Origin of the sequence: Streptomyces sp. NPDC059679 (assembly GCF_042734105.1) — a bacterium.
In the GTDB taxonomy this organism is placed as follows: domain Bacteria; phylum Actinomycetota; class Actinomycetes; order Streptomycetales; family Streptomycetaceae; genus Streptomyces.
This window is the reverse complement of record NZ_JBHWES010000024.1, coordinates 80,459-99,600: the sequence shown is the minus strand read 5'-3', so window position 1 is coordinate 99,600 and position 19,142 is coordinate 80,459. Positions and strand designations below refer to the sequence as shown.

General features: G+C 68.7%; 17 protein-coding genes and 4 pseudogenes. 5 read left to right on the top strand and 16 right to left on the bottom strand.

Features of this window, described 5'->3' with window-relative positions:
• Positions 1 to 61: 61 nt before the first annotated feature.
• From ACFV2X_RS25140 to ACFV2X_RS25120, 5 genes and pseudogenes are all read left to right on the top strand, one after another.
• Positions 62 to 892: pseudogene (locus tag ACFV2X_RS25140) on the top strand (tyrosine-type recombinase/integrase); the annotation flags it as partial.
• Between the two features lie 140 nt (positions 893 to 1,032).
• Positions 1,033 to 1,350, top strand: a complete 318-nt coding sequence (locus ACFV2X_RS25135) for a helix-turn-helix domain-containing protein (protein WP_385620210.1) — start codon at positions 1,033 to 1,035, stop codon at positions 1,348 to 1,350.
• Between the two features lie 15 nt (positions 1,351 to 1,365).
• The gene (locus ACFV2X_RS25130) at positions 1,366 to 1,530 is read left to right on the top strand and encodes a hypothetical protein (RefSeq protein ID WP_385620207.1); all 165 of its coding nucleotides are present in this window, start codon (positions 1,366 to 1,368) and stop codon (positions 1,528 to 1,530) included.
• Positions 1,531 to 2,254: 724 nt separating this feature from the next.
• Positions 2,255 to 3,019 (top strand): hypothetical protein, encoded by a 765-nt coding sequence (locus tag ACFV2X_RS25125; RefSeq protein WP_385620205.1) that lies wholly within the window; start codon positions 2,255 to 2,257, stop codon positions 3,017 to 3,019.
• Between the two features lie 12 nt (positions 3,020 to 3,031).
• Positions 3,032 to 3,430 (top strand): annotated as a pseudogene (locus tag ACFV2X_RS25120) (nucleotidyltransferase domain-containing protein); the annotation flags it as partial.
• On the opposite strand, the gene istB reads toward ACFV2X_RS25120, so the two are convergent.
• From istB to yhfZ, 16 genes and pseudogenes are all read right to left on the bottom strand, one after another.
• Positions 3,378 to 4,256 carry an IS21-like element helper ATPase IstB gene (istB, locus tag ACFV2X_RS25115; RefSeq protein ID WP_385620202.1) on the bottom strand — a complete coding sequence of 293 codons (879 nt, stop codon included), beginning with the start codon at positions 4,254 to 4,256 and terminating at the stop codon, positions 3,378 to 3,380. The pseudogene ACFV2X_RS25120 and the gene istB sit on opposite strands and share 53 nt — an antisense overlap.
• A complete protein-coding gene (gene istA / locus ACFV2X_RS25110) occupies positions 4,253 to 5,893 on the bottom strand; it encodes an IS21 family transposase (protein ID WP_385620199.1) in 1,641 nt (546 codons plus the stop codon). The genes istB and istA overlap by 4 nt, the downstream gene beginning before the upstream one ends.
• Positions 5,894 to 6,067: 174 nt before the next feature.
• A pseudogene (locus ACFV2X_RS25105) lies at positions 6,068 to 6,395 on the bottom strand (Uma2 family endonuclease); the annotation flags it as partial.
• 298 nt (positions 6,396 to 6,693) lie between these two features.
• Positions 6,694 to 8,084: pseudogene (locus ACFV2X_RS25100) on the bottom strand (IS1380 family transposase).
• Positions 8,085 to 8,240: 156 nt separating this feature from the next.
• Positions 8,241 to 9,611, bottom strand: a complete 1,371-nt coding sequence (locus tag ACFV2X_RS25095; protein WP_385620196.1) for an IS701 family transposase — start codon at positions 9,609 to 9,611, stop codon at positions 8,241 to 8,243.
• Positions 9,612 to 9,741: 130 nt separating this feature from the next.
• Positions 9,742 to 10,269 (bottom strand): ABC transporter permease, encoded by a 528-nt coding sequence (locus ACFV2X_RS25090; protein ID WP_385620193.1) that lies wholly within the window; start codon positions 10,267 to 10,269, stop codon positions 9,742 to 9,744.
• The gene (locus ACFV2X_RS25085; RefSeq protein ID WP_385620190.1) at positions 10,221 to 10,646 is read right to left on the bottom strand and encodes an ABC transporter permease; all 426 of its coding nucleotides are present in this window, start codon (positions 10,644 to 10,646) and stop codon (positions 10,221 to 10,223) included. The genes ACFV2X_RS25090 and ACFV2X_RS25085 overlap by 49 nt, the downstream gene beginning before the upstream one ends.
• Entirely contained in the window at positions 10,579 to 11,004 is a 426-nt protein-coding gene (locus ACFV2X_RS25080; protein WP_385620188.1) for a transposase, read from the bottom strand. The genes ACFV2X_RS25085 and ACFV2X_RS25080 overlap by 68 nt, the downstream gene beginning before the upstream one ends.
• Before the next feature lie 301 nt (positions 11,005 to 11,305).
• Positions 11,306 to 12,538: a phosphopentomutase gene (locus ACFV2X_RS25075; RefSeq protein ID WP_385620186.1), complete on the bottom strand. Its 1,233-nt coding sequence runs from the start codon at positions 12,536 to 12,538 to the stop codon at positions 11,306 to 11,308.
• Positions 12,539 to 12,550: 12 nt separating this feature from the next.
• Positions 12,551 to 13,714, bottom strand: a complete 1,164-nt coding sequence (locus ACFV2X_RS25070) for an alanine racemase (RefSeq protein WP_385620184.1) — start codon at positions 13,712 to 13,714, stop codon at positions 12,551 to 12,553.
• Between the two features lies 1 nt (position 13,715).
• The gene (locus ACFV2X_RS25065) at positions 13,716 to 14,834 is read right to left on the bottom strand and encodes an aminotransferase class V-fold PLP-dependent enzyme (RefSeq protein WP_385620182.1); all 1,119 of its coding nucleotides are present in this window, start codon (positions 14,832 to 14,834) and stop codon (positions 13,716 to 13,718) included.
• Between the two features lies 1 nt (position 14,835).
• Complete coding sequence (locus ACFV2X_RS25060) at positions 14,836 to 15,777, bottom strand: phosphotriesterase (protein ID WP_385620180.1); 942 nt, start codon at positions 15,775 to 15,777, stop codon at positions 14,836 to 14,838.
• 55 nt (positions 15,778 to 15,832) lie between these two features.
• Entirely contained in the window at positions 15,833 to 17,116 is a 1,284-nt protein-coding gene (locus ACFV2X_RS25055) for a YhfT family protein (RefSeq protein WP_385620359.1), read from the bottom strand.
• 126 nt (positions 17,117 to 17,242) lie between these two features.
• Complete coding sequence (locus ACFV2X_RS25050) at positions 17,243 to 17,602, bottom strand: DUF2620 domain-containing protein (RefSeq protein WP_385620177.1); 360 nt, start codon at positions 17,600 to 17,602, stop codon at positions 17,243 to 17,245.
• Positions 17,599 to 18,024: a PRD domain-containing protein gene (locus ACFV2X_RS25045; RefSeq protein ID WP_385620175.1), complete on the bottom strand. Its 426-nt coding sequence runs from the start codon at positions 18,022 to 18,024 to the stop codon at positions 17,599 to 17,601. The genes ACFV2X_RS25050 and ACFV2X_RS25045 overlap by 4 nt, the downstream gene beginning before the upstream one ends.
• A 102-nt stretch (positions 18,025 to 18,126) precedes the next feature.
• The gene (yhfZ, locus tag ACFV2X_RS25040) at positions 18,127 to 19,065 is read right to left on the bottom strand and encodes a GntR family transcriptional regulator YhfZ (RefSeq protein WP_385620172.1); all 939 of its coding nucleotides are present in this window, start codon (positions 19,063 to 19,065) and stop codon (positions 18,127 to 18,129) included.
• Positions 19,066 to 19,142: the final 77 nt, after the last annotated feature.

Here is a 19,142-nt window from a genome sequence, read left to right as displayed (position 1 = left end):
TCGCGGGCCGGTCCGTCACGCAGGAACCGCAGGCCACGGACCCGTGGCAGTTCCAAACCGCATGCGTCGACGCGTTCGTCGCCTCCTGGCGGGCCCGCGGGTTCAGCCCGGTGACCATCGACAACGACATCGGCCTGCTGGAGCGGACCCTCGCCGCCCTGGGCCGACCCGCGTGGGAGGTGACGCCGGAGGACATCGACCGGGTGGTCGGCGACCTCGCGGTGAAGGGCCGGGCGACGTCGACCCGGCGCGAGTACGTCCAGATCTTCAAGGGCTTCCACCGGTTCCTGCAGGCCCGCAAGGCCGCCGAGATCGAGGCAGCGTTCGGCGTCCGGCTGGTCTGCCCGGTCGACGAGTTCAACGCCTCCCGGCATGTCGGCGACGACTCCCCGGCCCTCGTGCCGCCGCCGACACCGGAACGGGTGGCGGAGTTCTTCGACTTCATGAAGCAGCGAATCGCGACCGCAAGGAAGTACGGGCCCGCCGCCCGGGATTATGCGATGTTCCGGACCCTGTATCACGCCGGCCTCCGCTCGGAGGAGGCATCGCTGTTGGACAAGCCGGATGTGCACTTCAGCCGCGGTCCGTTCGGCAAGATCCACGTCCGCTTCGGCAAAGGGGCTCACACCTCCGGGCCCCGGCCGCGCTGGGTGCCCATGCTCGCCTGGACCTGGTACTGCGATGGTTCCTGGACGACGTGCGCCCCAAGTTCCCCGACTCTCCTGTGCTGTTCGCCGACGAGTCAGGCGGAGCCCTGCATCGCGGAACGATCCGCAACCGGCTTCGCTATCTCATGGAGCTCGAAGGGCGGTCGGCCTCGGAGCGGTTCAGCCCGCATGCCCTGCGGAGGGCCTGCGCGACCCACAACTACGAACGCGGCGTCGACCTGGTGGCGATCCAGCAGATGCTCGGTCACTGGACGGTCAGTTCAACGATGCGTTATGTCCAGCCCTCCGTGACGTTCATCGAGGACGCTTATCAGCGGGCGGTCGCCGGCACTCTGGCCGAGCTGACCGGGAAGGACACCACGGCATGAAGATCCGATGGCGGCTGCGGATGGCCGCTGCCCAGCGCGAGGTGCGGACCGGGACTGAGTTGCGGCGGCTGCTGGCCGAGAAGGCCGGCCTGGAGCTCTCCTCGGCGTCGGTGTCCGCGCTGTTCACCAAGGAACCCTCGCAGGTGAAGATGACCACCCTGGCCGCCTTGTGCACCGCGCTGGAGTGCACCCCCAACGACCTGATCGAGATCGACACCACCCCCGTCGAGCGGCCTGTGGCTCCGCCCCGGCCCGTCGCCGACGTCCCGAAGGTCGCCGGCTCCTCCCGCGGCCGGTCGATGCCGCCTCTGTGACCTGCGGACATCTTCATGAGCAAGAAACAGCGGGACTGCGTCACCTGCGGCGGGCCAGTCGGCTATCGCGACCGCCAACACTGCTGCCGGTGCTGGCGCCGGATGACAGAACAGGCAGCGAAGGCGGTGTGTCCGTCCTGCGGCAAGGACCGGGTCCTCCAGGAGGACACCGACCGGTGACACCACCTGCTCGCGCGTCTGCGACCAGTGCGGCCAACCCGTTCGTGCGGCCGACAACCGGCTCTGCGGAGTCTGCCGGCGAAAGGCCGACCGGCTCGCCGACCAGCGGCCCTGCCCTCGCTGCGGCAAGCGGGGATATGTCCGTGAGGAGACGGGCTGGTGCGGACATTGCTCCCGGCCCCGACAGAGTAAGCAGCCCCCGCGGACCTGCCGCGAGTGCGGGCAACTGCGACGGCATGCCGGTCTGGGCTTGTGCTCAGCCTGCTGGCAGAAACATCCGGGCCGACCCTTCATCCGCGGCGAACACCTCCGCGACCAACTCGCCGACCCGCCGACGTGGCTGGACGACTTCGTCGGGCATCCCGTTTCTGCGTCTCCCGGGCCTGCGGCCTGATCACCGGCCTCGGCCGCCTCCTGCAGGACGAGCACTCCAACTCGCCCCAGGCACTTCTGGAACGGTCCCGACGACCAGGACGATCGATGGGCACCTTCGCCCGCGCACTTGAGGACTTCTTCACCCATCGCGGCCTGGCACTGCCCACCGATCAGGCCGAACGGCTCGCCGCCGGGCGGCGCAAGCGCCGCATCGATGCCGTCCCCAGCCCCCTCAGGCGAGCCGTTGCCGCCTTCGACGCCTCCCGCATGCGGGCCCAGGACCGGGCCCGCCGGGCCGGCACCTCGCAGCAACCACACCCTGGCAACCGCCCTGTCCATCCTGCGGGACTTGGCCCGCTTCCTCACCGAGCACCGCGGCAAGGACGGCTGGGCTCTGGTCGACGTGGACGACATCGAAATCTTCCTGGCCACCTCGCCCAAGGCCCGCAAGCGCCGGCTGGTGGTGCTGCGGCAGTTCTTCCGCTTCGCTCGCTCCCAGCGCATCGTGCTGATCGACCCGACCCGAACTCTGATCGTGAAGGAACGCAACGGCTCCCGCGGCCGCACCCTTACCCTCGGCCAGCAGCGCGAGCTCTTCCGTCGATGGACGACCGACGATCACGTTCACCCCCACGAGGCTCTGCTCGGCATGCTCGCTCTGCTGCATGGAGCGTCCAGCGCCGAGGTCCGGACCTTGCAGATCACCGACATCGACGCGGCGGCCCAGACCGTCCGGCTCGGCAAGCGACCCCATCCCGTCCCGCTGGATCCCGCCTCCTGGACCGTGCTGGAACGCTGCCTGGACCACCGCGCGAAGTGGCCGACGGCCAACCCGCATGTGATGGTCACCAAAGGAACCAAGGCCGGGCGGAGCCCGGCCTCAACTGCCTGTGTTTCCCACGTTCTTGACGACTGCGGATACCCGCCCCGAATGATCCGCAGCACCCGCCTCGTCGACCTGGTGAACACCATGGACCCCAAGCTCGTCGCCGCCGCCTTCGGCATGGACCCGCAAGCCACCCTGATCTATCTCGCCGACCACGTCGATCGGGAAGCGGAACTGGCCTCCCGCACGACGGCAAATCCACTCGCCCACCCCGATGATCAACGCTAGCCTGCGCGGGTGATGACGGCCGACGACGTACTGTCCATCCTTGCCGTGCTGCGGAATGCGGACGTCGACATCTGGATCGGCGGTGGCTGGGGCATCGATGCCCTGGTCGGTCAGCAAACCCGCCAGCACCGCGACCTGGACCTGATGCACCGCAAGAGCCAGGAACTGGCCGTCTTGGCGGCTCTCGCGGATGCCGGATTCACCGAGACCCTCGACTGGCGCCCCGTGCGTTTCGTCCTCACCGATCCCCATCGCCGGGAGATCGATCTACATCCTCTGATCTTTGCTCAGGACGGATCCGCCCTGCAGGCGTCCACAGAGCCTGAGCACCCGTTCTTCTATCCCGCCTCGTGCTTCGTCACCGGCACGATCCTGACGACCGCCGTCCCATGCCTGTCGCCGGAGCAGCAGGTCTACTTCCACCAGGGCTACGAACCGGCTGATCGCGACCGTCACGACATGGCCCAACTTCGACAGGCATTCGGCATCGCCACCCACTTCTGACCAGCTCTCCAAGGGCACCCTCCCGTCGCATTGAACCCGTCCAGCTTCGGCAGCACCTCGCACGAGTTCGCCGGAACGTGTGCGCTTTGGTGAACGCCTCGTTGGAGGCGATGGCGATGCTGTTCTTCTCCTCACGTTCGGTGAGGACCTGGAAGAGCATCTCGGCGCCGCGGCGGTCGAGTTCGAGATAGCCGAGTTCGTCGATCTCCAAAAGGTCGACGCGTCCGTAGCGGGCGATGGTCTTGCCGAGTTGTTTGTCGTCAGCGGCCTCGACGAGCTCGTTCACCAGGCTGGCTGCTGTGGTGTAGCGGACACGGTAGCCAGCCATGGCGGCTGAGGTGCCCAGGCCGATCAGCAGGTGGGACTTGCCGGTGCCGGAATCGCCGATCAGACACAGCGGGTGGCCCTTGGTGATCCAGTCGCAGGTGGCGAGGTTGTGGATGACGGCCGGGTCGACGTTGGGGTTGGCGCTGTAGTCGAAGTCGCGCAGGGACTTCTCGCGAGGGAAGTGAGCAGCTCGGATGCGGCGTTCGGCGCGGCGGCGGTCGCGGTCCTCGCACTCGGCCATCAGCAGTTCGGCAAGGAACCCGGCGTAGGAGAGCCCTTCGCGTTCGGCGCGGGCGATGGTATCGGCGGCCTGCGCCCGCATGGTGGGCAGCCGCAGCATCCGGCAGGCGGTGTCGATCGCGGCGTCGGACGCCTGGGCGGTCAGCGCGTGATGAACGGCAGTCATGGCGAATCCTTCCGGCGAAGCTGGAGCAGTTCGTCCCACTGCTCCAGGCGGGGCAGCGGGCGGGCGTCTTCGGGCAGGGGCCTGGCCAGGCGGCGCGGAGCGAGGTGGCTGACCTGCGGCAGCTGCGGGTCAAGCGGCCCCGGCTGATCGGACGGCGCCGGTGCTGCGGTGACCGTGGGGGTCCGGCTGGCGATCTGGGCGGCCTTGCGGGCCTCCAGGGCGACCACGTCGTCGCTGCAGCTGCCCAGCTCGACGGCGGCCCGCAGGCCCGCGAGCACGTCGGCGTGTCGCTGGTGCCGATGCAGGAGAAGGACCCTGACCAGGGCTTTCGTTCCTTCGACCTCGCCGAGCTGCTGCTTGGCCATGGCCCAGAACGCTTCGTGCTCGGCGGTGAAGGTGCCCTCGGCGCGAGCTTGGTGCAACGCCTCGGACCGGTCCAGAGCACCGGGTTTACGCTGCAGCACCTCCAGATAGTGGTCCAGGACCAGGTGCTCCAGGCCGCGGCCCGCGAGCCGGGCATGGCGGGCGATCTCACGGCGGCCGTCGAATACGACGAGCGTGTCGCCGGTCAGGTGGACGGTGACCTTTCGGTCGATGAAACGGACCGGGACGGAGTACGAGCACATCTTCACCGTGATCCGGCTGTAGCGGTCGACCCTGGGCTGGAAGGTCATCGCCGTCTCGAACGGCTCCGGCGGCAAGGGAAGCAGGTGCGGCGCCTCCCGGGCGAAGTCCTGGCCGATCGTGCGGATCCGTGAGCCGATACGACGCTCCAGCTCGCGCTCCTCGAAGACGGTGATCTGCCGGTTGAGGTCCTCCAGCGTCGCCACTCGCGGGACCGGGGTGAGGTAGTTGCGCCGGAAGTAGCCGACCTGGCCTTCCACTCCGCCCTTCTCGTGGGCGCCGCGCAGTCCCGGCTCGCAGTAGAATGGACTGAACCCGTAGAACTCGCGCAGTGCGGTCCACTTCGGGTTCTCCTCCCGCAGTCGGCTGCGGAAGATCACCTTGCGGACGGCCGGCGTGAGGTTGTCATAGCGCACCTGCCCGGCCGGCACCCCGCCCAGCGCGGACAGCGCGTGCACGTGTCCTTCGAAGAACGCCTGTTGCCCGCAGGAGCGGGAGATCCGGTGCACGGCCCGGCCCGAGTAGGCCAGGCGGAACGCGAACAGGTAGCACTTCACCCGCTGCCCGGCCAGGTCGACCCACACCTCCCCGAAGTCCACCTCGGCATCCGCCCCGGGAGCGTTGTGCCGGACCAGGTAGCCCTCGGCCGGCACTCCGCCCTCTTCGGCGATCGCGCGGCGGCGGGCGGTGACGAAGTCACGCACTGTGGTGTACGGGAGCGTGACCCCGAACTCCTCTTCCAGTCGCGTACCGATCCGTTTCGCGGTGTGGCGCTGCTTGCGCGGCGCCTCCAGATCGGCCCGCAGCCAGTCGTCGACCGTCTTCTTGTACGGCTCCATCCGCGGCGAGACCCGCGTCGGCTGCTTGCGTGGCTTGGGCACCGGCGAGGCCAGTGCCTCCCGCACCAGACGCCGGTGGACGCCGTACTTGCGCGACAACGCCCGGATCGACAGCTGCTGTTGCCAGCTGTCCCGGCGGATTCGGTCGAACAGCTCCTGTTTGGACAAGGACATCCACAGCACCCACCCTCGGCGGATCACATCCACCGTTCCACCGCAAGAGCCAGGGTGGGGCCACTTCGCCTCGCCACTACCCCTCAGTGCCCCCGAACGCCCCTCCCGCTGGAGCCATTTCAAGTCGCCTTGGTGGGGCCGCTGAACGTCGCCCTAGCCAGGGGAGGGGGCCCGGTGGGTGTCGAGGTAGCAGCCGCTCTTCGGGTCGGGGTTGGCGTGGACGATGATCGCGCAGGCGTCGCGATTCACGAGAAGGCAGACGGGGATGCCCGCGGCCGCGTAGGCGGCCGGCTTCTCCTGGCGGTCGCGGCGGTCGGTGTCCCAGTCGTACGACGTAACCTCGACGGTCATCAGGACCCCATCTGGGTCGGACCTCACCATCTCCCGCGAAGCGCCCGTCAGGCGCCAGCACGGCGTCCGGGCGGGCGCGCCCCTTGCGGTACGCCTCGACCTTCAGGCCGCGCTGTCCGGCGTAGAGCCAGAGGTCGGGACGGTGCTGCATGCAGCACCTCTGCAGCCACCCGTGCGGCGACGCTCTCCACGTCGACGCCCGTGCGCAGCTCGGAGCCGTCGGCGTTGTACAGCAACGACCCCGACCAGATCCGGGCACGGCCGGGGACGTCCTCCCGGACGCTCCTTAGCCTCGATCCACCGGCCCGTTTCTGAAGTGATTCTTTGAGGCTTCGAGGGTCGGGTGTTGGGGCTGTGATTGGACGCGGGCAGAGGGTATTTGCCGGTCTGCTCGGCTTTTCCACGATTCGGCTCCGGTCGGGCCCTGGCGGGCGGGGTGGTCAGTGACGTCAGGGTGCCTCGGGCGGCGCGTGGAAGGTGGCGAACAGCCGGGTCCACGCGTCTTGCCAGGGCCATCGCTGCGGTAGGTGCAGGGTGAGGCACCGGGCTGAGCGGGCGATTCGGGCAGGGACACTAACGAGGTGAGCACGCAGGGTCGCGGTGGTGGCCTTGGCGTGGAAGGCAGAGGCCAGTGCTCCGGGTCGCCCGCAGCAGGTTGTAGGCCATCGCCCACAGGGTCAGCCAGGCGGCGTTGGCGTGGAAGTGCGCCGAGGGCAGGTGGGCCAGGGCGGAGGCTTTGCTGTCGGCGATGACCTGCTCGACGGCGGCGTGGTGGCGGTGTTCCCGTTCCGCCTGGAGGGTGGGGCGGGGTTGTCGGTGAAGAACGGGTGGTAGCGCCAGACGGGGAACAGTTCGCCCTGCTCGCCGACAGTGGGCGGTTTGGCCAGGTCGCGGACCCGGCGCACGATGAGGCGGGCCGTGACCCGCTCCGTTTTCCTCCGGCTGGCGAAGGCGGTGTAGGCGGGTATCTCGGCGACTTCGGCGTCTGAGATGAGTTCGCCGGTCTCAGGGTCGGGCACTGAGGTGGGATAGGTGATCTGCTGCCACGCGGTGTCGGGGATGCTGTGAATGGCCCGTTTGATGGAGGGGTTCAGGCCGGTGGTGATGGAGAAGTGGGCGCCGCCTCGGCGGCACGCGGCAGTGACCCCGGCGTTGTAGAACTGGGAGTCCGCGCGCAGGATGCGCAGGCCGGTGCAGCCGGCCTCGACGGCGGTGGCCAGGGCCTCGGCTGCGAATTTCGGGGCGCCGCGGGAGTCGGCGGCCTTGCCTCGGCGCATCCGCACGGTGGCAATCACCGGCCTGGGGTGCAGATCGTGACGAGCAGGGGGTTGCAGGGTGCGGATGCCCTTGAACCGGCCGTATTCGGCGCCCTGCTGGTGCGGCCGTAGACGCGTTTGTGGGTGGAGTCGACGTCGATGAACGCCTTCTCGCCCGAGCCGGGCAGCAGCGGGGTGTGCGCGGTCAGCGCGCCGAGGAACTTCCGGTGCACGGCGTGCAGTTGGAGGGCGTGACCGTGGGTGAACGTGCGCAGGAAGGTGCCCAGAGTGGACGGGGCACGGACATCCCGGAACACGGTCGGCATTGCACCGTGGCGCAGCATGTCCAGGTCATCGATGCTGTCCGCCCCTGCGGCCATACCGCCCACGATGCTGTCGACCTTGGCGTCCGCCGCCGCCCCCGCACCGTTTGCCGCCCCGGTCAACTTCACCTTGTCCGACACCAGGCGCGAAAGCCCGCACCGTTCGGCCAGCCTCATCACCGGCACCAGCCCGGCATGCGCGATGAGATTCGGGCCATCGAACGCAGCGAAGACCCTCGCAGGGGTGTGGGAAACTTGCATCTCGGAAGTGCCTTGCTGATCGTGCGTGCCGGAAGCCTCAAGAACTCCCATCATCGCAGGTCACAAGGCACTTCCTCGTTTCCCCGGGCGTTATCCGCAACGGACTGGTCGGTGGATCAAGGCTTACCGGTAGTTCGTTAAATCCGGAGGTAGAGGTCAATGCCGTGTCCGGTGGTGACCGCATCGATCAGGGCCTGGAGCTCGGAGGGTGGGTCCGTGTCCGTCCAGGCTCGCCACCATCGGTTGAGGGTGACGGCGGGGGTGAGCCAGGAACGGATGGCTCGTAAGGCCCTGGGCCAGCAGGGCTGTTGGGGCTGGTGGGACGGGGCCGGTCCCCCTCTCTGGCCCCTCGTCGGGGCACGGGTCCGGCGCGGTGGCATCCAGGGGGCCGGGTGGGGCGAACCATTGGTCCCAGCAGAAGGAGAAGGCGCAGTTGACCAGGGTCTGGTGGCGGCGGATGGCGCGGTCGGAGCGGACTTGGAAGTCGGCCCAGCCGAGTTCGTCCTTGACCTGCTTGTAGCTCTGCTCGATCCACGGCCGCAGTCCGTAGAGGCGGATGATCTCGGCCAGGTCGGCCGGCGGGTGCGGGCCGGTGATGGCATGGGGTGCGTCGAGGTGAGGCAGGTTGGTAGTCAGGTACCAGGTGGCCTTCTCCGGCAGGCTGGCTGGGTCGGTGGTGGCCACGACCAGCCGGCAGGGTGAGTCGGGTCCGTAGCCGCCCAGGTAGGCATCAGCGGCCCACCAGGTCTCGGTGTGCCCGTCGCGGAAATGACGCTCCACGGGTGTCCAGTCGCCTGGACGCTTGGCATTGCGCCAGGTCAGGGCGTGGGCGGCTTCGATCGGGGTGTGTGGCTGGTCGGCCGGAGCCCAGGTGCCGCGGTGCGGCTTGAGGGCGACCACGTAGGCCAGGCCGACCTCGCGCAGTGCGAGGTACCAGTCATCGCTGACGGAGTAGGCGCAGTCGGCGACCACCGCCCGGCAGCCGAAGCCCGCAGCCTTCCCGCGGGCCGCGAGGGCAGCGGCCAGCTGCGGTTTGGTGCGGAAGGCCGGGTCGGAGCGGCCGCGGGCGAAGTGGTGGGCTGGGGTGTAGGGAGTCGCGTGCAGCGGGTAGTACACGCGGCCGTCGGTCCACACCGTGGTCACCGTGACGATGCCGTTGTCGGTCTTGCCCAAACGGCCCAGCCACTGCCGGCCCACGTGCGCGGTCGCCGTGCCGTCCTTGCGGTCCCCGGAATCGTCGACCACGATGACCCCGCCGTCGTGCGGAGCCGTCGCCGTCTCCTCACGCAGCAGCTCGAGCCGCCGGTCGTTGACCAGCTCAGCCTCCCAGGGCGACTCGGACAGGAAGAACTGCAGCCGCTGCACCCCCGGCGTCCCCGCACCCGCCACCGGTTCCGCCCCTGCCAGGCAGGTGATCGTCTTGTTCCGCTCCCGCGGTGCCAGCAGTCCGGCCAGGTACTCGCGAAACCCTCGCCGCTGGGCCAGGCTGAAGAAGAGGTCGTCGAACCGGGCCGCGTAGTCCTCCAATGGCCCCGGCGCAGGCGGACACGGACGGCGAGCGGTCATCTTCAGCCCCCAGCAAGGAAGTTGACTCCTACCACCGGCCTACGACCAACCCGACCTACCGTCAACCCACACCACCACCAGATTTAACGAACTACCGGTAGGAAGCCAGGGCCATGGAAGGACTCAGGCGGGCCGCCCGTGCGGCGGGCCACAGGCCGGCCAGAGCGCCAATGGCGATGGTGGCGAGGAGGCCGAGTCCCAGCACCCAGAGTGGGACGACCACGGCCCAGCCCTTCCACAACGCATAGGCGGCTGATCCTCCGGCCCCCAGACCGACGCCGACGATCCCGCCGAGGCAGGACAGCAGGACTGACTCAGTGAGGAACTGGTGGCGGATCTGTGACCGCGTCGCGCCCAGCGCCCGCCGCAGTCCGATCTCGGTGCGCCGCTCAAGGACCGCGATGACCATCGTGTTGGCTACGCCCACCCCGCCGACCAGAAGGGCGATCGCGCCGATGCTGGCGAGGAGCGCGGTGAACGTTTTGTTGGCGGCCCGCTTTGCGGTCAGCGCGTCGGAGGGCCGCGAGACATCGACCTGGTTAGGCGCGGCGGGGTTGACGGTCTCCGGGATCACCTCGCGTACCTGGTCGACGGCCGCTTCGGCGGATCGTACGTACACGGTTGTCGGGTGGCAGTGGAACCGAGCCGCTTCTTGGCTGCGCTCCAGCCGACGAGCGCTGAGTTGTCCAGCTCCCGTGCCAGCGCAGCAGGTTGGAGTATCCCGGTGACGGTGAACGTCTGCTTGCCGAGCCACACTTGAAGGCCGGTCGTGCTGACACCGAGCCGCTCGGCCGCGGCCGATCCGAGGACCACGGCAGGATACTCGGCCTGGGCCGAGTTCAGCCACCGACCCGCCGCCATCTCCAGACCGGCTGTCTTCGGGAGATCGAGGTTGACCGCCTGCACGCTGATCCCGCCGCTGGCTGCCTCAGGGATGCGGTCGTTGCGGTAGATCCTGACACCCTCGGTCTGCCCGGTGGCCGTGGCCGATTCCACCGGGCGGAAGCATGCTGACGGCTGTCGTGGGAAGCCGGGTGGGATTGCCGAAGATATCCCGCCCGGGAGAAGCCGTCAGCAGATTGGTGCGGCTTTTTTTCAGGATCTCGATCGTCTTCTGCTGCTCGGCGTTTTGCCGGCGCAGCCGTGTGAGCTCTTCACGCTCGGCGCTGGTCAGCTCGCCCGGCCCGCCCTCACCGCGGTCGATCCGGTCACGCTTGACCCATCCGCGCACGCTCTCCGGGCTCACCCTCAGATCCCGCGCGACCTCCGTGATCGTCTTGCTGGAGGAGCGGGCCAACGCGATCGCGTCCCGCTTGAACTCCTCCGAATACCGCTTCGAGTACTGACTATCCACCTGGCACTACTTCCTCTGGAACCTCGTCCCAGTCTCCAGGTGTCCACGATCAAGGGGAAGCTTCAGCACGCGCCACTGCCGCTACCGCAGACAGCCGAAAGCCCACCTGCAACACGTCTTCACGGCCATCGCCGTGAACATCGAACGCCTCAGCGGCCTGCCACCGACTGAGTAGAGGCCCACACCACGACCACCGACCGCCTTCCAGACCTTTCTGGACCAGCAAGGGACCCCCGGTCGAAGTCCTGGCGAACCCTCGGCAACTGACCTCGACCACCCAAGATCCCCGACAGAATCAAGCTTAGGCTGCGTGCCGTGCGGGGCGCAGCGCTGTCCCGTTGGCCAGGCCGGCTGGGTCCAGTCCCAGCGCATGCGCGGCTGTGGCGCCCACGTCGGCCAGGCCGGTCGCGTCCGGCAGGAGCTCCAGTCCGGAGGCTTCCGGCCGGTGGATCAGCACGGGCACGTATTCGCGTGTGTGGTATGCGTGCCCGATGGTGGGGTCGTTTCCGTGGTCGCCGGTGACGATGAGACGGTCGCCCGGTGAGTCGAGCAGTGCGATCAGTTCGCCCAGCCCCGCATCGACCTCTTCGAGCACAGCGCCGTACTGACTGGTGTCCTGCTGGTGTCCGGCGAGGTCCGTCTCCTGGACGTTGGCGACGACTAGGCCGTCGCCATCTGCTCGTACGGCATCCAGGGTGTGTGCCAGGACGTCGGCGGTCGGCACCGCGGGGCGGCGCACGGCCGCATCACACGCGAGGATGTCGGCGGCCTTGCCGACGAGCGTGACCGGGATGCCCGCTCGGGCCGCCAGCTCCGGCAGTTGGCGGGTGTGGTCCAACGGTGCGCCGAGGTGCTGTACTTCGAGCTCGCCGTTGCGGTAGAAGCCGGTCGCTGGCGTGTCGAGGCCGACCGTACCGCCGTCGCCGGGGCGTACGAAACGAGGGAGCGGTGCGTCGGCATGGCCGCCGACGGCGATGACGCGCGCCACCGGTGCGACCGCGCGGACTGTTCGCGCTATGGACAGGATCCGTCTGAAGGACAGGTCCTCTAGGCGGCCCGAGGCGTTCCAGTTGATGCCCGGATCGGCTTCGAGGTTGTCGTGCACCAGCACGGCGCCGTCCACGACCAGGAGGGGCTTGGTGTCCAAGGGATCCACTCTGTGCCCACCTGCCCGGAGCGCGGCCGCGACCTCGTCGAGATGTTCGCCGAGCCGCGCCACGGTCACCGAAGTGAAGTCGGCGCCCATCATGGTCTGGTGGCCCGCGTAGGTGTCGGCGCCCGGATAGCCGAGGGCCGCCCTGCCGACGGCCACCGGCAGGGTGGTGCGGTCCGCCAGATCCGGATGCGGGTGGACCAGGCCGAGGCCGAGTGCCCCGAACGACGGCAGCCGCAAGGGACGGCCTAGTTCCGTGCGGTGGTGATCGAGAGTGTGGCCGCAGGTGTCGGCGCGCATATCGCCCGGGCGCAGGGCGCCCGCGTCGGGCATCGCCCCGATGCCGAAGCCGTCGACGACGAAGATGACGGTCTTGCTCATGGCTCTGCTCTCTTAGAAGGGGCGGCCGAGGGCGTCGTACAGGCCGAGGAGCCGTGGCTGTCTGGACGACAGTCCGGACACGACGGCGACGTTGCTGCGTGTGGCGAAGATTTGCGTGCGGAAGGCGAGGACTGCCGTGTCGCCGACACGTACCTGCTGGGAGGCCGTCGGCGCGTCGAGCAGCCGGTAGTAGTCGATGTTCTCGGCCGGTGCCGCCTGCACCGGCAGACGCACGCCCGTCCGTGGAAGCAGCGCGTTTTTGATGTCGGCGCGTGCGTAGAAACCACCGCCGTACAGGGCGGGTCGGCCGTCGGCGAGGGTGTGGGCGACCTCACTGACATATACGTAGGCGGGCTGCTCGGGCTGGTGCGGGTCGAGGGCGTGCAGCGGAGTGGTACCGGTGAGCGAGTGACCGGGCTCGCCGTGCGTGGCACCGAGGCCGGCGAGCAGCGGCAGGGAGGCGATGGACGTCGCGCTCGGCGCGCTCAGCTTCAGGCCGGTGTGGCCGCGGGCGGCCAGCAGTTCGCGCGCGGTGAGCGCGAGGTCGAAGTTCGGGGTGGCCTGGGGCTTGTTGGAGGGCGGATCGCATAGCACGCACGGGAAGGCGGTGACGCCCGCGATCCGTACACCGGGGAGCCGTTCGACCGTTTCGGCGAAGGCGTCCAGTCGGCTCAGCGGAACACCGCCCTCCTGCCCGGGGTAGACCGAGCCGGGCGCACCCTCCAAGCGTACGAGTACGTCCTGGACGACACCGAGCCGCTCGGCTGCGGCCGAGACCGCGTGGGCGTTGGCGGCGTCGTAGACCGTGACGGTCTCCGGCCGCCAGGCGAGCATCTCATCGAGTGTTCTGCGGGGGATCTGCATCAGGTGGCCGAGGTTTCCGGCCCGGGCGCCGGAGGCGTGCAGGACGCGTGCCTCTGGCGGGTCGATGGCCGCGTACTTCGGGATGTGCCGGGCAACGGCCCGGATCAGCTCGGGGTTGCGGCCGAACTGCTTGACCACGAACCATAGGGTCAGGCTTAGCCGTTCGGCCTCGGCGGCGAGCAGCGCCGCGTTGGATTCCACGGCGTCGAGGTCCATCACATACGTGTCCGGCGGGATCTCGCCTTGGTGGTGCAGCGCGGCGGCGGCGTCGACCAGTCCGGAGTTGCGGGCGAGCACGGTCTTGAGGAACACGTCAGTTGTCCTTGTGGTGGAGCAGGTCGGTCAGCGAGCAGCGGAGGATCTCCAGCACGAGGTCGGCGCCGGCCCGCATGGGGTTGATGCGCACCGTCCAGTCGGCGAGTTCCGGAGCGTCGTTGAGGGAGGAGCTGGACATCCGGTAGAAGAGCGGGGCGATTTCGTAGCGGGAGTTCGAGCCCACGGGGTAGAATGCGGCGCCGTAGCGGGCGGCGACGGCGGGCAGTTGGCGGGCGATGGGCCGGTCGAGCTGTACCAGGACGCAGCGGTCCTGTGCGTTGGCGATCCGGATCTCGGTGACGCCTGGCACCTCGCCCGCCGCCAGCCGCTGGGCGACCTCGGCGCTGACCTGTGACTGCACCGACCACATCACGGGGACGTGGGTGAGCGCGCGCAGGGCGTTCAGCGCCTGGTGGCCCTGGACTTGGCCACCACCGGAGTAGTTCTGCGCTCGGACGCCGTCGACGAGATCGTGGGCGCCCACGACGAGGCCGACGCCCTCGGGCCCGTGCAGTTTGAACAGCGAGAAGCAGGAGGCGTCGGCGCCGAGTTCGACGCCGCACGCCGGGACGCGCATGACCGCATAGTTGTCGTCCACGATCGTGCGCACGCCCGCGGCCCGGCAGGCCGCGAGCACCTCGCCCGGGTCGTAGGAGTCGGCCAGACGCTGGCGGGTGTGCTGCATGTACGCCCACGAGAACCGGCCCGAGGCGAGCGCTGCGTCCAGGGCGGTGCGGTCGTTGAAGTCGACCTCGGCCGTCTCGACCCCGAGACCGCGCAGCGTCACCTCGGTGGTGGGGTATGGGGGTGCGCGGTGGATGAGAAGAGGTTCGCCGGGGGCGACGGCGGCGGTGAGGGCGGCGCGGATGGCGCCGGTGCCGGCGCCCTGGACGAGGGCCGCAGCCTGCGCGGAGAGGAAGTCGGCGAGCACCGCTTCGACCATCGCGGTCGTGCGTGGCCGCCCGAGACTTGGGATGACGCCGGTGTCGGCCGCAAAGAGCTGCTGTCCCTCGAAGTGGGTGGTGACGGCCTCCAGCAGCTGGAATTGCTTGGCCAGTGCGTCGTGCAGCGGCACAGTTGGCAGCGGGAAGGTCGGTGGAAGGCGGATCTGTGACATCTCAGATCTCCTTGGCAGTCGCACCGGTCAGGAAGCGCAGCGGATTGCGGCGTGTCATCAGGTCGATCAAGTCGTCGTCGACTCCGGCCGCCCGCGCCTTTGGCAGGAAGGAGCGGAAGAGATGCCCGTAACCGTGGCCACCTTCCGCCAGCAGATATCCGTGCCGGGAGATGTCGCAGCTGAGCAGTACCCGGTCGGCGTGTCCGGCCTCCAGCAGGGCGAACAGCAGCCGCAGCCGGGCGTCGTCGCTGTGGTAGCTCTCCTTGCCGACGGTGTCGAAGGCGACGTAGGCGCCGGACGCGGCCAGCTGCCGGTGCACGGCGGTATCGTCGAGCAGGTCCTGGTGGCCGATGCTGACGCGGTGTGCCGGCAGGCCCACGTCGGTGAGTAGTTCCAGCTGGGCAAGACCGCCGGTGCCCAGATGCGCGTGGGTGGCGATGGACAGGCCGGTGGCGACGGCCGCGCGGGCGGCGGCAATCAGAGTGCGTGTCTCGGGCTCACTGGGCTTGTCGCCATGGCTGCCGACCTCGCCGATGACACCGGGACGGATCCCGGTGTCACCGACGCCGCCGTCGATCTCGCCGATGAGCGTCTCGGCGAGCTGTTGGGCGCTGGTGCCGCCGACCTCGGGCGGGTGGAACGGCTCGTAGTACCAGCCCGTGGCGGCGACCACCGCGACCCCCGAGTCCTTGGAGACGCGTGCCAGGGCGCGGGGGTCGCGCCCCATGCCCCGGCACGTCATCTCGATCACGAGGGAGAGGCCGTACTCCTGGCGCAGTCCGGCCAGTTCGGCGGTGATGCGCCCTGCGTGCTCGGCCGGGGACAGCTTGGCCTCTTGGTCGGTGTCTCGGCTGAGGTCCAGGGCCAGATGCTCATGGGCGAGCACCGGGCCGCGGACGGCACTGGCGGAGAGGGGGCCGGTGACGGTGTGCAGGTGGTTCATGGCGGTGTCCTCCTGGCGTGATGTGCGGTCAGCGCCGCTCGGCGTTGGTGAGCGATCAGCTCTTGACTGGCATGAACAGGTGCAGCCAGTACAGAAGGTTGAGGACGATGCCGCCGACGAGCACGGCGGCCGGAGCCGCAGCCATTCTCACCACGGGCCGTCCCATCGTCTCGTTGAGGAGGTAGAGACCGCCGACGATGAGGATGCCCAGTCCGCCGCCCATGGTGTTGGCCGCCATCAGCGAGCCGAACAGGATGGCCAGGCCCAGTGCGTCACTGATGGCGCTGCGCAGATGCTCCGAGGAGTCCCGTACCGTCGGCAGCTTGCCGAGCGTCTTGCCGATGTACGACAGGGCGAGCACCTCGATGGCGAAGACCGCTGCGCCGGCGACGGCGGCGATGACCGGGTTCGGCATCAGATAGCCGATCGGGTAGACCAGGGTGAAGCCGGCGATGCCGTAGGCACCAGAGGCGAGTGCGGTGGTGGCGATCAGCGGTATGAAGCCGAAGACGCGGTAGAAGTCGACCTGAGCCGCCTCGGTGTACTGCCCCTTGGCGATGAGGAAGCTGGTGGCCTCACCGCCGCCGAAGATGTGCATCTGTGAGAGGACGCACACACCGGCGCCCAGCACCATGAACAGCGGCAGGTACTTGCGCAGCCGGGTGGCGCTCGCGCTGAACAACGAGGCCATCGGGTCCTCGCCCTCGGGCAGCTCGACCGCCTGGCCCGCAGTTTTGTCCAGCTTGCGCTGCCCCAGGTCCTTGGTGACCGCGAAGCCGATGAGCATGAGCACGCCGACCGCCATCGCCAGTGCGCCGGCGAACATGTTCGGCCAGAGCTTCATAGTGAGGACCACGATCGCCAGCTCGACCGCGCCCGCGATACCGCCGTAGAGCCTGCCGAACTGCTTGGTAATGGCGAGCACCGGGAACAGCGTGAAGAGGAAGAGGATCGGCATCGCCATCTGCTGCATCGCGGTCAGGAAGTCGACCGGCAGGTCGTGCGCGATGGTGTTGGCACCGTTCAGGCCGAAGACGATCAGCGCGCCCCAGGCGCCGCCGAGCAGCGGAGCAAGCCACTTCTTGGGCGAGACGATGCCGAGGATGTCGGTGGGCAGGAATATCAGCCAGGGGTTGAGGACACCGGTGGAGAGCGCCATCGGTGCACCCAGGCCGAAGATGAAGCCGGCGGAGAGCCCGAAGGAGACGGCGGTGGTGGCGCTGCGGGTGGACTGCCCCTGAATGAAACCGAGCATGAAGGGGCGTACGCCGTCGTTGAAGACGGCCAGCGCCATGTGCGAGATGAACGCGGTCAGCGCGCACAGGCCGATGACGGTCATCTGTTGCGCGATGGAGAAGTCGAGGCTGGTGCTCGCGGCGAGGACGGTTCTGCTCACGAGGTCACTCCTTGGGGCCTTGGTTGGATCTGAGGCGGGTCATACGAGGGCGGGCATGGGGATCGGACGTCAGGCGGTGTGCGCGGCGATGGCGCGGGCCATGAGCGGGGCGATCAGGTCGATCTGGTCCGTGGAGAAACCGAAGACCTTCTTGCCTTGCGCCAGAAGGGCCTTGATCTCGTCCTGGGTGGGGACGCTGCGGCCGAAGGTGTGACAGGCGGGATTGCCCATGATGCCGACGAGGACTCCGAGTGAGGCGCCGGCGCCCGTGTGGCAGGTGCCTAGGAAGTAGCCGGCCTGTCCGGTGCGCAGCTTCATGGCGGCGTCCATGTCGCTGGAGACGGCGACCTCGATGCCGTCGAGGGCCAGCTTGTTGATAGTGTCGGCCACTTCGACCTTGCCGATGCCGCCGATGAGGATCTTGGTCATGGTCTGCCCTTCTCGTGGAGTGAGGGGTGCGGGGTGAGGGGGGACTGAAGTGCGGGCGCGTGCTGTGCCAGTACGGCCAGGTGCATCGCCAGGAAGTTGATCTCGGATTCAGGGAGGGCGGCGCCAAGCTCGGCTTGCGCCCAGGTGGCCAGGGCCCGGGCGCGGTCGAGCGCTTCAGGGTGGCCCGCGAGCTCGGCCGTCACCTGGTCGTCGGTGAGGAACTGTGCGATCGCCTCACCGTTCAGCAGCCGTGTGAGAGCCATCATCAGATGGCTGGTCAGCATGCCGGCGCTGTCCTCGGTGACGGTGTGTCCCTCGGCGGCCAGCGCCTGAAGCGCGGCCGTGACGAACTCGGCGACCTGCGGCTGGACTTGGCCGTTGTCGCGGAACATCTGGATCCGGATGGCAAGCCTGTCTTCCATAAGCGTTTCCTTGTCGTGGTCGGCGAAGCGACAGTAACCGGGATTCTGGATATTGAACGTCCCTGCGATTGCAGGGCCCTGAGTAGGCCTCAGCGACCGGCCTCAGTACACGGGGATGCGCGTACCGTGCAGCACTTCGCTCTGGATGGTGGTGACGAGTGAAAGGTCGAGGGCCTCACGCGCGGCGCTCAGGGTCTGGGCCCCCTCGGCCCGGCCGATGATCGCCGCACTGGAGTTGCGCATCGCCAGCTCCCGGGTGATCTCGGCGCCGAGCGGCAGTATGTCGACGTCGGGTCCCAGCCGGTCCTGGGCCTCGTCGAGGTTCCAGACGCTGGCGTCGACCTCACCGCGCTCGAAGAGGTCGCGCAGCTGCATATACGACGCCTCTACCCACTTCACGTCCTCACGTCCCGCGAACGCCCGCTTGGTGAGTATCTGCAGATCCTCCGAACTGGGGTCGATGGCGACGCGCAGGCCGCGGGAGGACAGGTCGGTTCCGCGCCGCGCGAGCACGCCGTGCGCGCCGACGTAGGTAGCCGGCCCCAGGTCGGCGACCAGCTCAAGCGGATGGTGCTCCATCAGGCGATCGGCGGCGAAGCGGGACAGTACGACCAGGTCGACTTTGCCCTCCAGTAGGGAGGACACGCGCGCGTGGGCGCCGCGCATGAAGGTGATTGCGAACGGGGTGCCAGCCCGTTCGAAGGCGGCGCGTAGTCCAGTGGCCAGACCTTCGTACCGATGCGAGTACGGCAGTGGCATCGCGGCGAGCAGCGTGCCGAGCCCGGAGATTCGCCAGAGTATGGCGCGGTCGGCGTGCACCAGGAACGTGCCGAGGTGGCCGCGGGCGACCGTCTCGATCGCCCCGGACTCCTCCAGCAGCTGGAGGGCCGCCTGCACCGTGCCGTTGCCTACGCCCATGTGCTCCGCGAAGTCCCGCAGCCGGGGCAGTCGGGTGTCCTCGTCGTGGTTCAGGAGGAGGACCGCGAGTTGCCGGACAGCCAAGCCGTTGCGCGTGAGGAGGCGCTCGTCATCGAAGTTCACAGCTCGAACAATAACCAGTATTCTGCTTTTTCCAAGGGGCCGCGCACCGGAGTTTCTTTCGCCGCCGCCGCGCCACC